The organism is Mucilaginibacter terrae (assembly GCF_031951985.1).
Taxonomy (GTDB): domain Bacteria; phylum Bacteroidota; class Bacteroidia; order Sphingobacteriales; family Sphingobacteriaceae; genus Mucilaginibacter; species Mucilaginibacter terrae_A.
In genome coordinates this window covers 90,962-104,394 of sequence record NZ_JAVLVU010000001.1, presented here as the reverse complement: position 1 = coordinate 104,394, position 13,433 = coordinate 90,962, and the positions used below count along the sequence as shown (strand labels likewise).

The window sequence follows — 13,433 nt, the reverse complement described above, 5'->3', positions numbered from 1 at the left end:
TATGGAAGAGAAAATTTTTCTGTTGGTGCGTGTCACCATCGAAACCGAGCATTTGGACATACACGAGGCTATTGAGGAACTGCAAACGCAAACCGTATTGCAACTAACCAGCACCTCAAAAGTGAAAGTGGCGAAAGCCGAGATCATTCCTTTAAAAACTAAAAAATCTTAAATATTAATATCATGGGACATCAAATCAATTTCAATCAGAAAACAGGCAGAGACAGCTTTATGAGCGTAAAGGAAAAAGCCTGGCACGGATTAGGGCAGATCATTGACCGTTACCCCACAAGCAGCGAAGCGATAGAGCACGCAGGTTTAGATTACATTGTCGAAAAACGCCCCTTGTTTACATATGATACCGCGAACCATGTAGGCGAGGCAAGCGACGACATTATTATCCCTGAAATAGAAGTTCCTAATTTCTTTGCTACCGTTCGGGCAGATACCGAGCAGGTTTTAGGGGTAGTCGGTAATGATTACGAGGTGGTACAAAACCGTGACGCATTTTCGTTTTTCGATGCCATTGTTGGCGGTGGTGACGGAATTTTATACGAAACGGCAGGTGCATTAGGGAACGGCGAACGCGTTTTTATAACCGCCAAGCTACCTGATTATATCCGGGTTGGTGCGAAGGACTGGATAGAGCAATATTTGTTTTTAACTACCTCTCACGATGGATTAGGTAGTATTACGGCTGCTTTTACACCCATCCGCATTGTATGTAATAATACGCTTAACGCAGCCATGCGGAACCATTCAGGGGCAATTAAGATACGGCATACTGCATCCGCTAACGAAAGATTAAAACAGGCGCATACCTTAATGGGTATCAGCCGTATATTGAGCGGTGCAATGGAAGGCCTGTTTAATCACTGGGCAAGCGTTCGTATCACGGATACCGAAGTGAAAAAGCTGATACAGATCGCTATGGCACCTAATGAAGAGGTGTTAGCCAATTTGGAAGGTGGTAAATTGGAACTTTTGTCAACACATTACACCAACATCATAGATAACGTTTATGAATATGCAATGGCCAGCCCGACCCAGCAAATGGACACGACCGCAGGAACGGTATTTGGTGCTTATAATGCGGTAACGGGTTATTTTCAGAACATGCGCAGTTTTAAAAGCGATGAAGCCAAATTTAAATCTATAATGGACGGCACCGCCAAGCAACGGGCGCAAACCGCCTTTAACCTTTGCCGTGATTTTGCTATACAGGGAAGTGAAGCGTTGATCTATAATTAATTGTTTTAAGGGGGAGCGATCCCCCTTGTTTTTGAAATTGCCCGGCGGCGGGCTATCGCCCGCCCGTTAAGACGCCCCCTGTTTTCTTATGGTTAATGATTGACGGTGAAAACAGGGGGCGAAGCCACCTAAAAAAGCCGTTAGATAATCGAAAAAAACAATTACCTAAGCAGATAAATCAATTCCTATTCACTAAAATTGACTCAAGAACCCTGATAACATTGCATTTATTGTCGGTGCAGGAGCTGTCCAAAATGCATAATTACCAACCATTAGGGCACTTTAAACTTTTTAAAAAAACGAAGTGAATGGCGATTTTGCATATTGTTTCTTAGCGAAATTGGTTATTTAATGCAATTCAGCGCAAAAATTACATCTGATAGCGCAAAAGAAAGAGCAGCTGAAGCGCTTGCTGATTTTAACAAATCAAATAGCCGACAAGGTCTTTCGGGTTCTCATCGGCTATTTGTTAATATCGTTTATTTTATTCGTTGCAAAAAATCAACAATCAAATCGGTAACTTTTTCAGGTTGTTCCTGGGCTATCCAATGGCCAGCGCCTTCAATAATGTGAAAACTTTCCATTTTCGTGCACGCTTGGTTTTGCATCTGCTCTAATGCGCCAACAGGACGAAATCTCGCCCAATCGGCAACCCCTGCAATAAAACACGAAGGCACATCAATGGTATGCCCCGAAAAAAGTTTGAGGTCGGAGTTGTTTAATCCGCTAGTAGTGCAACGGTACCAATTCAATCCACCCTGGAAACCGGTACGCTTAAATTCCCGGGTATAGACATCAATTTCATTATCCGGGAGCCAATTACACGCGGCAATTTCCTGCGCAGACGGCATATAGGGCGCAACCTGTTCAGGCATCGTTTTGTCAATATCCAAAACATAATAAATCGGTTGTTTAGCAATTTCCTCAGGCTTACCTGATGTAAGTGGAGAAAGTCCTTTATTTTGACTCCAGTCGGCACTCTTTACATAAAAGTAAGTCCGCTGAAAATCGTGCAGCCCCTGCTTGCAGTTCAGCATATCATCATTGGCATTGCGCGTTGAAAAGTAGGTAATGCTATCCTTACACGGCTTTGGTAATAGGGAAAGGGGATCTTTTACAGCAACTGCCGGCTGCTGAGCCGGCGTGGATTGCGTTGCGACATTAGATGGCAAAGCAGGTACGCCGCCGAACGGGCAACTCAAAATAACAATTGACCTGAAAAAGTCAGGTCTGACGAGCGCACAATAAGCCGCTACTGTGGCACCCACGTCATGTCCAACGATCGTGTAAACCGAGTCATGTCCCATAGCCGTGACCAAACCCATCGCATCACTCGATAGCTCATGTGTCCTGAAAGAAGCATAATTTCCGTCAAAATCGCCGTCCCACCCTGTCGTGCGGCCATAGCCACGCATATCCGGTGCGATCACATGATAACCGGCAGCAGCCAGTGGGAACATTACTTTGCGCCAGCTATAGGCCAATTCAGGAAACCCATGCAGCAGAAGCACCGCAGGGCGTTTGGCTGTCTCAAAACCAGCTTCCAGTACATGTATTGTCAAGCCGTTTATTCCAGGTACGTACCGTTCGCGTATGCCTGCCGGTAATTCCAGGTCGTCCAATTGATTTTTCGTTTCCATAGCATTTGTTGATTTTTCTTCAGAACCCTCATAAGAGCGGATGAAAACCGCTCCTAAAGCAGTAAGCGCCGTGCTTTTTATGAAATGCCTGCGTTCCATGAAACAAAGTTGATCATTATTTCAAGGAAGATCATTAGCGAAATTATGCGTTATATTGACCTAATTCTGCCTTGAACGATAAATGAGCGGCGTCTCGTTTGTTAAACTTTTGAAAAAACGGTTGAAGGATGCAGGGTCAGAAAAGTCCAGACGGTACGCAATTTCAGCAACTGAATTTCCCGTGTAGCGCAGTAAGGATTTCGCCTCCTGTAAAATCATCTCTTTTATAACTTCTGAAGCGGTTTTTCCGGTTTTTTCCTTTACTATCCTGTTCAAATGGTTCGGACTGACACCTAACATCTGCGCATAGTCATTCACCTGCTTTTTATCAAGATAATGTTGAGCCACTAATTTCCGGAAACGGCTGATCAGTTTAAAACTATGCGGAAAGGATTCAGTGTTACCTATATTTTGGCGCACGTAGCTTCTTTTGGCTTCTAACAACAATAGATACACATACATTTTAACCGCCTTAATGCGCCCGGTCTGGTTGCCCTGCAGTTCCGCATTTATTTTCATCACCAACCCAAGTATGTTTTCGAGCTCTTCATTTTCGATTTGAAATACAGGTGTACCGGAAAAATCGTAGAAGGGAAATTCCTCAGCGATTTTGATTGCCGGAATGATATCATTGAGAAACTCAGCAGTGAAAAACATGTAGTACCCGAACGCATCTTCGGAAACATTATCCGTTGAAAAGATCTGGCTGGGGAATGTAAAGGTCAAAGTCCGTGGTTGATGTTCATATTTGTCGAGCCCGACCTGCATATTAAGCGAACCGGTAACCGTAATGCCTATTCTGTAAAAGATAGACTTTAAAGGTCCTTTTGCTGAGATCATTCCGTCACTGGAATAAAGCTGAAACCCTTCAATTATTTTGGAATCGTCAGGTATATTATGTCCAAAAGGCGGTACTGAAATACTATGCCTGTGTAAAGGTCTGAAGTTTTCCAGGTCATATTTGGGAATATCCGTTATACCATTTTTCATTTCTGACCGGTAATTGATTACTTACGACATTTGGTACCTAAAATCAAACGAATAAATATAGGTTAAATCCTTAATGGTAAGCAAATTAAACGACAAGCAATGTAGAGGTCAAATGATATAAAATTTATTTTTAATTTGATGCGTACGGGGTTGTAGAAAGGTAGCCGGATATACAATGATTTAAATTGATGATTGTGACCGCATTTTTGTCGGAACGCGTCTCATTTGTGATTAGAGACAGGTATTCAGTAACTAAATTATTAATACAATCATTTGTTTACATTCCATTAGAAGCAAGTTGCCTTAATTCATGTAAGGCATTGCTTCTTGTCTTCATTTCTACTACTTTATTGTGATGATATAGCCTGAAATTAATTATAGCACTTCCCATCATCTTCTTGATTTCATTAGGAGTAAGCTTCATAAACGACATATATACATAACCTCCGTCATATTCTACATTGATCTTTTCTTTTGGCCTGAAAATTTTCATGCCGTTCTTTAAAGTTATCGTTACACCTTTTTTATCCGAATTTAAAGTTGTACTTCTGACTATCAGGGTTAAATAAATTCCGTTTAAATCCTTCGTGAATTGTACTGCTTTTAAAGGATTAGCGGCTGATTCTTCGGTATTAGTGCTTTGTCTTGCAGCAATTGACTTATTTAAGTAACATCGACTAAACGTATTTTCGGCAAATGACATACAGATGCACAGCGAAGCTGAAAGTATTAAGGCTTTCATGATATTTTTAGTTCAATCCAGTTATAAAACAGTTTAAATCGTTTTGAAACCTGATTCAGAAACTAATTGACTTTTGGGATAGTAGTCGCATTTCCATCCCGTAGAGCTGAATAATGCGGTGACATAATTTCTACGCCAGCTTCACTAAAGATATCCTGAATGTTGGCATGCAAATGCGAGTAGATCACTGCCTGCCGGTTGGGCTCTTTCGTGAAAGCGTTCAACCGGTAACTTACATAGTTATCATCCAGGCTGGTTTGAAGCACGTAAGGCGTGGGATCTTTTTCGATCATTGGTGTAGCAAGTGCTGCATTAATGAGCAGGTCATGCACTTGTCGCCAGGGCACATCGTAACCAATGGTCACGGTGGTGTGAACGATCAGACCATTAACAGGTGCATCGCTGCTGTAATTGATAGTATGTGTACCCATGACGGTGGAGTTGGGTATAGAAATGATCTCGTTTTGGATGGTCCGGATGCGGGTTACGAGCAGAGATTTGCCGATCACATCACCGGTAACCTCGCCGACCTTTACCCGGTCGCCGATTTTAAAAGCCCGCATGTAAGTTAACACCAGGCCTGCTACAATATTGCCCAGCGCACCTGCCGACCCAAAGGTAAACAGCACGCCCAGGAAAACGGATACCCCTTTGAATACAGGCGAATCAGAACCCGGCATATAGGGAAAGATCACGATCAGCATAAAGGCCATAACCAGTACCCTTAAGATTTGGTATGTTGGGTTAGCCCAATCCGGGTAAAATCCGGGTATGGTCAGCTTGCCACGCTCAATCTCCGTTTTTAAATAACGGAAGAATTTGAGCACATAGCGAAAGATGATGACTAGCACAACTATAGTGACGAAATTCGGAACGTAGTTCCAAACGGCCATACCGATCTTTCTCAGTGGTGTTGTCACATAGCCCATTAGCGTATCTGATATGTCCTTGGTGAAAGGAAAGATGCCAAACAAAACCGGTAGAGCCAGGTAAATGAGAATGATGATGACCACCCATTTAGTGAGCCGGATCAAGGCTTGCAAGACATGGGCTGATTGCGCAGGGTCAACCAGCTGGTAGTTTTTGACACGGATACCCTTGCTGTACCAAGCCTCAGGGTTAAGGGTTTTAGATAATAATAAACGGAACAGGCGGTTAATTCCATAAATCAATAAGATTAACACGGCCAAAGCCATTGCACCTTCCTTGACCAGAGTCGACCAATTCGTTTCTTCACGGTACGCCTTAACAGCATTGCCAATGCTGCTTTTCCAGCTTTTCGCCAGCAATTCCTTAGTGGTTTGCTGCCAAAGCGCATCTTCCTCTGATACGGCCACTAACAGATTATTCCTATAATAGATATCCATCGTCTGCTCCGAGGGCAGCAATTTGAGGGAATCAGACTGAAAGTTGTAGTCGTTACTTAATTTAACGATCCGGCCTGTGATTGGACATTCCGGAGCCATTGATCACCCCGTTCCGGAATAGCAAACAATTAATTCCGTAACACGTTGACCATTTTAATTTATTAATAATTAGTTGCGTTTGTCTTAATTGCTTACACAACTCGCTGCTCCAAAGCGCACGGAATAGCCTGGTCAAGCCTCTCAGAATATCCAATTGTAAATAGCACAGAGTGCCGGGTAATCTTCACATCTATAAATTCTGAGCATTGAGGTCTTTGCCAATTAGCAGCTCGCGAATTTACATTTTTATTTAACGCAGCAAAATGAGCATACGGACATCTGGATGGACATTTCGGCTCACTTGACCATGTGATTCCGTGCGACTTAGACCAATGAGCTGTGTTTTTGATATTTAAATCAGTAAGTTAGTATAGTCAGAGTGTAACGGAATGATCGGAACTCATTGTCGGAACACCTTGATCAACGGCTCCGGAATATCCAATAACAAAGTCAAAATACCATTAAACCTCCTTTACTATTACTTAAACATTAGTTATCAATGGGTTTTGCCATATTGTCCTGCTCATTGTCCTTCTTAAAATCGAGCTTTCCAAAACGCCACGATAAACTCACACCGAAGGATTGATAGGGTACCCGTCTTAAATTATAGCTGGTGTAAGGCAATCCGTTAGTGGTGGCTGCTTGCGTAATAGTGGTCAGTTGATCAACATATTTGGCAAACGGATTTGTAGTAGTAAAACCAAGACTTGCCTTTTTGCCCATAAACTGTTTGCGAACAGCAAAATTATACGTCATGAATTTCGGTGTACGGCCCTGAATGTTTTTCAAAGGCGAGTTGTAGTTACCAAAGGCTTCGGCCACAAAAGTTTCGGAGAGTTGAAAAGTAAGATTGAGATTAGTACGGACGACGACGGCATTCACTGATGGACCGCCGTACACTTTATTGACAATGTACTTATCGGTTACAGTGGTATTGGTCCGCAGGTTCAGCTTTTTACTAAAAGGAACCGAGCCGGAAATACTGATACCTGTATTTTGCTCGGTACCTATATTTTGCCGGTTAGTTACCGACACATTGCGGTAAACTGAATCGCCTACGCGATACTCGCTGTAAAAATTGGTATAAGTCTTTACATCATTGGTGTTATGCCGCGAGAACAGGGCAATGTACAAATTGCCACCAGCTTCAAATGATTTGTTATAACCCAGCTCAAATACGTTACCAATTTCGGGCTTTAGCAGCGGGTTGCCCGTAGTAATGTTGTAAGGGTCGCTCAGGTTAATAAACGGGTTTATTTCGCGGTACTCGGCACGTTCAACGCGCTTGGTGTAGCTTATTTTTAGGGTTGATGTTGTACTTAGTTTATGCGAGATTACGGCTGTAGGAACCCAGGTATTATAGGATGGGATAAGAGTGCCCGGAAAATCGATATGGGTATCGGTATGTTCGAGGCGGCCGCCTGCTTTTATATCAAAAAAATGAAATGCAGTAAAACCTAACGAAATATAGCCTGCGTATATCTTACGGTCGTATTTGAGGCTATAAGATTGGTTGGGGTCAAAAGCGTATAGGTTTGTGTTTGCATTATAAGCATTAACAGCGGCGGTGCTGTTAATGTATTGTAAAACAGTTTTAGCCCCGGTTTCAAAAACAACATCTTTTGAAAGCGGGTGTGTATAATCTATCGAAATATTAGTTTCCTTATCCGTTCCAGGATTACTGCTCGATGAAGCCGAAAAAGGATTGGCCTGCCCGCTGTAAACCTGGCTTTGGTTATACGCCGAATTGTTTTTTCCAAAACTCGAGTTGTACAACAATTCCAGCTCTTGGCCGTCGGTTTTGAATTTGTGTTTATAATCCAGGCTCCAGTCATAACTATTGGCATTAAATTTACTTAACGAGTTGCGCTGGCTTGTAACACCGACCAACCCATTTGTTTGCTGGCTTTGTGAGGTTAAACCGGAGTTTTGATTATTAAAATGGTCGTAACCCAAGGAGCCCGTAATGTTATCCATTTTTGACAGCGACCAATCGAAGTTGATCCCTGATTCGTAGCCCCCTCTTTTAAAATCGCTATAACCGTCCTGCACCAAACGGGTGTTCCTGCCCGATGCATCTGTTGAAGTACGATCATTCAGGTTTAATGTGCGGGTATTTACTTGTGCGTTGCCACTAAAAAAAGCCGATATGCCAAAGTTTGTACTGCGCACATTCAGGTTGGCCGACCCATTATTCATGCGTGTTCCGGCTGAAAGGTTAACGGTACCGTTAATGCCACGTACTTTGTTATCTTTAAGGATAATGTTAATGATACCGCCCAAACCTTGTGCATCATATTTGGCTCCGGAACTGGTGATCACCTCAATGCTTTTGATCTGGCTGGCGGGAAGCGAGGCCAGTACATCGGCCAAACTACTGCCAAACATGGTTGATGGTTTTCCGTTTATTAAAAAACGCACACTCGCAATGCCTTGCAATTCAACGTTGCCGTCAATATCCACACTCACTTGCGGTACTTTTTTCAGTACATCTAATGCAACACCACCCTGTGAGGTTATATCATTGGCAGCGTTGTAAACCATCTTATCAATTTTGTTTTCAATTATTGGTGTTTTAGCGGTAACGGTTACGGCTCCCAGTTGCTTACTCGAGGAATGTAAACTTATGCTACCTGCATTTACAGTGCTCTGCTTTATGTTGAAAGGACCAGCTGTATAAGCCTGGTAGCCTATAAAATTTACAACAACACGGTATTGGCCATCGGCCAGTTTATCAAGCGTAAAATTGCCTTTATCATCACTAATGGTTCCGCCCGATGGCTTTTCGCTTCCCTGCTGATAGATGCTCACGGTAGCGTAATCAATGGCTGCCTTACTATTGGCATCAATTATTTTACCGGTTATTTTTCCTTTATTTTGTGCTGATACGATGGTGCTTACCAGGGCAAGCAAAAGTGTAGTAATCCATTTCATTTGTGCAAAACTCATGAACGATTTTGGATTAAATCTGTAGGTTAGGTATTGTCATGCTGTTGTTACATGATGATTAAATTAGCCCAATTTATGCCTTACAGATTTCCTACAGAATTTTACGGTAACTTTGATGAAAAACTACAGTGAAACTACTGGTTATTGAAGACGAAGCAGGGTTACGGGAAAGTATGGAGGAGTACTTTAACGAAGAAGGCAGCATATGCGAAACTGCTTTCGATTTTAGCTCGGCCATGGGCAAGGTTAACCTCTATCGTTATGATTGCATAGTACTTGATATTACCTTACCCGATGGCAGTGGTTTAGATATTTTAAAGCATCTGAAGCACGAGCAGCATACAGACGGGATACTGATAATTTCTGCAAAAAACTCACTTGATGACCGGCTGAACGGTCTTGATTTAGGAGCCGATGATTACCTGACCAAACCTTTTCATCTCTCTGAATTGCGTGCCCGCGTTGCTGCTATTGTACGTCGTAAATCATTTGATGGCAATAATCATTTACGGTTTAAAGAAATAGACATTGAACTATCGGCAAAGGAAGTGCAGATAAACGATGTGGCCATAAAACTAACCCCTAAAGAATATGCTTTACTGCTGTATTTTTTAGCCAACAAAGGCAAAGTGGTATCTAAAAATGCAATAGCCGAGCATTTATGGGGAGACAGTGTTGACATGGCCGACAATTTTGATTTTATCTATTCGCACATCAAAAACTTACGCAAAAAAATGTTGGAAGCGGGTGGGAATGATTATATTCAGGCTGCCTATGGCATGGGCTATAAGTTTACCACGGCATGAAATTGCTTACCCGATATAACCGCTCCACTATTGCCATTACTACGGCTATTATGTTGGTTGCCGCTGTGGCCTATTACTTTGCCATAACAGCCGTATTATCAAGGCAGGTTGACAAAGCACTGGAGGTTGAAGAACACGAAGTTCGCGATTATGCCTTGCTGAACGGTACCTTACCTCACGTTTTTAGTACCAATCACCAGGCTATACTTTTTACCTCCGTTAACACCCCGCAACAACGAAAATTTGTGGATACGGTATACCGCGATCTCAAGGATGAAGAACTGGAATCGGCTCGTGCACTTTATACCTGGGTTAAAGTACAGGGTAAGCAATACCGGGTTGTGGTGGTGCAATCTAAAGTAGAAACTGAAGACCTGATTAAAGTTATCTTCCTCATTACACTTGGACTAATTGTAGCCTTGTTGGCGGCACTTTTTTTCCTCAACCGTATCATCCTGTCAAATATTTGGAAGCCCTTTTATAAGATATTAGAACAACTGAAAGCATTTAATCTGGCCGAAAACAGCTCTGTTAAAACGGTACCATCGGGTATTGATGAGTTTAGAGAGCTGGATAGCGCTGTTAACCTGATGGCCGACCGGGTTAAAGACGATTACCAAGCCCTCAAGGCATTTACCGAGAATGCCTCGCATGAGTTAATGACACCCATTTCGGTCATTAATTCAAAACTGGATACTTTTGTACAAACCGGTGAATTTACCGACACCCAAAGCAGGCTGCTCAACGATATGTATGCATCGGTTACCAGGCTTACCCGCCTTAACAAATCAATGTTGTTACTGGCTAAAATTGAGAATAGGTTAATTGCCGACAAACAAGACCTTAACCTTAAAATATTGGTAGAAGAGGCGCTGAACCAGTTTGAAGAGCCTATTATTGCGCGAGAAATTACTATTGAAAGCCACCTGGATGATAAGCCAATGAAAGCGAGCTTGCTTTTGATGGAGGTACTTATTAGTAACCTAATTAGTAATGCATTACGGCATAATAAACCCGGAGGTTTTATCAGCACAGAACTCAATCATCTTAAATTACAGGTAAGCAACAGTAGTAATGCTGATAAATTGAATACCGAAAACCTGTTCAGGCGTTTCCAGAAATCTGCTTCCTCAGAAGGCTCGGGTCTTGGCCTCACGATCAGCAAGCAAATTTGCGACATGTACGGTTTCAATCTCGCTTATATGCACCTTAACGGTGTACACCATTTTATCATAACCTTTGCCCCTACTGCTTGAAGACGTATACGGTTGGTGACGACATTCATATGAAGTCAATCTTGTAAAGAATGGCCGGCTTAAAAAACACATTTTTTAGAAACCGGCCACAAAAGTTAAGCCCAACGAACCGTTTTGATAAGATGGAAGTAATAGTGATGAACTTGTTTTTGCTTTTCGCCTAATCTCGTCAATAGTGTTTGGTTTATCTTCCTTAGCTTTAAATAGTGCGTTGCGAATATATGGATACAGCAGATAGGCACCTTTGGTAGCCAAAATACCAAAACCGGCGCCAGCAATAACATCGCTCAACCAATGGTCGCGGTGATAGATGCGAAACACACCGGTTGTTGTGGCAAAGGCATAACCTGCTAAACCATAGTAAACTGATTTTCCGCTAAATTCCTGCGCCATAAATTCTGCCCCGGCAAAGGCATTACCTGTATGGCCAGAGGGGAAAGACAGCCGGTCGGTTTCATTAGGCCGCAGGCGTTGAGTGGAATGCTTTAATGTATTCAGGGTTAACTGCAACATGCCCTGCGCCATCACAAAAATCAGCGTACGATCGATAAACGTATTTTTACCATGCACACCTGCAAGATTTAAGCCGTATACCAATATTACCGGTGCATTCTGAAAATAATCTTCGAGGGTTGCTTTAGTAGAAATATTATGCTCCTGCGCTTCTTTGTAAATATAATGGTCGAGCCTGCGAAGCGGGCGGGCATAAAATGAGGTTATACCATAGCTCACTAATGCTGCTGGCGGAATAAGGGAAATAAATTTACTGCGGAGGTACTGTACCGTATCAGGTGCTGTTAACAGGTCTTTCTTCAACGTATCAACGATGTTTTTGCCGGACGTGTCTTTTTCAACGATTTGGGCAGATAGCCGGGCGGTGTTAACTAACAGAAACAGAACTATAAATATGATGAATTTCATAAGCGGTGTTAAGTGCCGCTATTTACTCCAAGAAACTGTAGAATTTCTGTAGTAATAAATAATTTATCGCCTTTATGGTTAAATCAATGGTAGTACTGCAAGCACTATAATTGATTGGGTTATTTAACGATCTTGAAAAAATCTATTTTATGATCATTTTGATCATATACATCATAATGTATGGAGTTCCCGTCAACAGTCATAATAGCGTAGGTAAAGGTTTTTTCTTTAGGTGTAAACACAATCGAAGACATGTTAAAACCTCCTACTCCCTGTAAAGAACCTCCCGATGAGCCATTGGTTATATATACTGTTCCGTTGGAATGGTCATAATAACTGCCAAATTTAAGATCTTCCTCCGCGTTAGTCCGAATAGCTTTGTGTCTTTCATATACATGGCGGTGTCCGCTTAAGCACAGGTCAACTTTATACCTATCTAAAATTGGACTGAGGTTATGCTGCCACTCCTGTATGTGGCTTACCCCAAAGGAATATACCGGATAATGCGTATATAAAATTATCCAGGTAACATTTTTATTCTTGCGTGCGGCAGATAGATCTTTTTCCAGCCAAATGTAATCTGGTGAGTTTTGATGTAACAATACCTTGCCCACCTTTGCTGCTCCCTGTGCAAAACCAGAGTTAATTGCTACAAAGTGGACATTTCCATAATCATAAGAATAATTTAAGTATTGGTTAGGTAATTGAAATGAATTGTAAAATATTTGAAAGGGCTTTTGAAAATTGATTTGATCAATGTTGTTAACCACATCATGATTTCCTACCACTGGCATAAAAGGAGCTTTGGATGTAACCGGCTGCGCAATTTTTAAAAAGTCAAACCAACTGTTTTCAACCGAGCCATTTTCAACAATGTCTCCCATGTGTATACTTAAATCCAGCGGAAACTTTGCCAGCTGGTCAACGATCTTACTTGTTTGTTCGAAAGCCAAATTCCCGGCATTATTTTGGGTATCGCCCCAAACGCCAATGGTATACTTCCCTTTCTTTCCGGGTATAGGCGCTGTTTTAAAAGTATAGACCGCACTCCAGCCTCCTGCTTCTGATCCGCATTGATAATAATAGCGCGTTCCTGGGTTCAGGTTTTTAATTTCAGCCTTGTAATTATAACTACTGTCATTACCGCCCTTAACCTTTATATCAGCCGATTCAACTTGTTGTTTAAGCCGAAGGCTATCAAGTCCGTAACGTACAATGCCGTTAGTGCGCTTTGCACTGTTCCAGGTAACAGCCATTGTATGTGCCGGGGGTCAGGCGCTTTATTGCCTGCCCAGCTAAGATGGATGTTACCG

11 protein-coding genes are annotated in these 13,433 nt (G+C 42.2%); 4 read left to right on the top strand and 7 right to left on the bottom strand.

All coding sequences use genetic code 11. The features are described from left to right. The first annotated feature begins 1 nt into the window (after position 1). Complete coding sequence (locus tag QE417_RS00400) at positions 2–172, top strand: hypothetical protein (RefSeq protein ID WP_311946786.1); 171 nt, start codon at positions 2–4, stop codon at positions 170–172. Between the two features lie 11 nt (positions 173–183). Beyond that, positions 184–1,251 carry a DUF932 domain-containing protein gene (locus QE417_RS00395; protein ID WP_311946784.1) on the top strand — a complete coding sequence of 356 codons (1,068 nt, stop codon included), beginning with the start codon at positions 184–186 and terminating at the stop codon, positions 1,249–1,251. Between the two features lie 479 nt (positions 1,252–1,730). On the opposite strand, the gene QE417_RS00390 is transcribed toward QE417_RS00395, so the two are convergent. The 5 genes from QE417_RS00390 to QE417_RS00370 form a co-directional block, all read right to left on the bottom strand. Beyond that, the gene (locus tag QE417_RS00390; RefSeq protein ID WP_311946782.1) at positions 1,731–2,990 is read right to left on the bottom strand and encodes an alpha/beta hydrolase; all 1,260 of its coding nucleotides are present in this window, start codon (positions 2,988–2,990) and stop codon (positions 1,731–1,733) included. Between the two features lie 60 nt (positions 2,991–3,050). Continuing rightward, positions 3,051–3,980: an AraC family transcriptional regulator gene (locus tag QE417_RS00385; RefSeq protein ID WP_311946780.1), complete on the bottom strand. Its 930-nt coding sequence runs from the start codon at positions 3,978–3,980 to the stop codon at positions 3,051–3,053. 277 nt (positions 3,981–4,257) lie between these two features. Then, positions 4,258–4,683 (bottom strand): hypothetical protein, encoded by a 426-nt coding sequence (locus QE417_RS00380; protein ID WP_311946779.1) that lies wholly within the window; start codon positions 4,681–4,683, stop codon positions 4,258–4,260. 101 nt (positions 4,684–4,784) lie between these two features. Then, positions 4,785–6,089, bottom strand: a complete 1,305-nt coding sequence (locus QE417_RS00375; RefSeq protein WP_311946777.1) for a mechanosensitive ion channel family protein — start codon at positions 6,087–6,089, stop codon at positions 4,785–4,787. A 588-nt stretch (positions 6,090–6,677) separates the two neighbouring features. Continuing rightward, positions 6,678–9,137 carry an outer membrane beta-barrel family protein gene (locus tag QE417_RS00370; protein ID WP_311946775.1) on the bottom strand — a complete coding sequence of 820 codons (2,460 nt, stop codon included), beginning with the start codon at positions 9,135–9,137 and terminating at the stop codon, positions 6,678–6,680. Between the two features lie 128 nt (positions 9,138–9,265). Between QE417_RS00370 and QE417_RS00365 the strand changes: the two genes are divergently transcribed. Beyond that, positions 9,266–9,943, top strand: coding sequence for a response regulator transcription factor (locus QE417_RS00365; protein ID WP_311946774.1), 678 nt, complete (start codon positions 9,266–9,268; stop codon positions 9,941–9,943). Further along, entirely contained in the window at positions 9,940–11,199 is a 1,260-nt protein-coding gene (locus QE417_RS00360) for a sensor histidine kinase (protein WP_311946772.1), read from the top strand. Before QE417_RS00365 ends, QE417_RS00360 begins: the two co-directional genes overlap by 4 nt. Before the next feature lie 75 nt (positions 11,200–11,274). On the opposite strand, the gene QE417_RS00355 is transcribed toward QE417_RS00360, so the two are convergent. Further along, positions 11,275–12,120, bottom strand: a complete 846-nt coding sequence (locus tag QE417_RS00355; protein WP_311946770.1) for a phosphatase PAP2 family protein — start codon at positions 12,118–12,120, stop codon at positions 11,275–11,277. A 119-nt stretch (positions 12,121–12,239) separates the two neighbouring features. Then, positions 12,240–13,376, bottom strand: coding sequence for a purple acid phosphatase family protein (locus tag QE417_RS00350; RefSeq protein ID WP_311946769.1), 1,137 nt, complete (start codon positions 13,374–13,376; stop codon positions 12,240–12,242). Positions 13,377–13,433 lie beyond the last annotated feature (57 nt).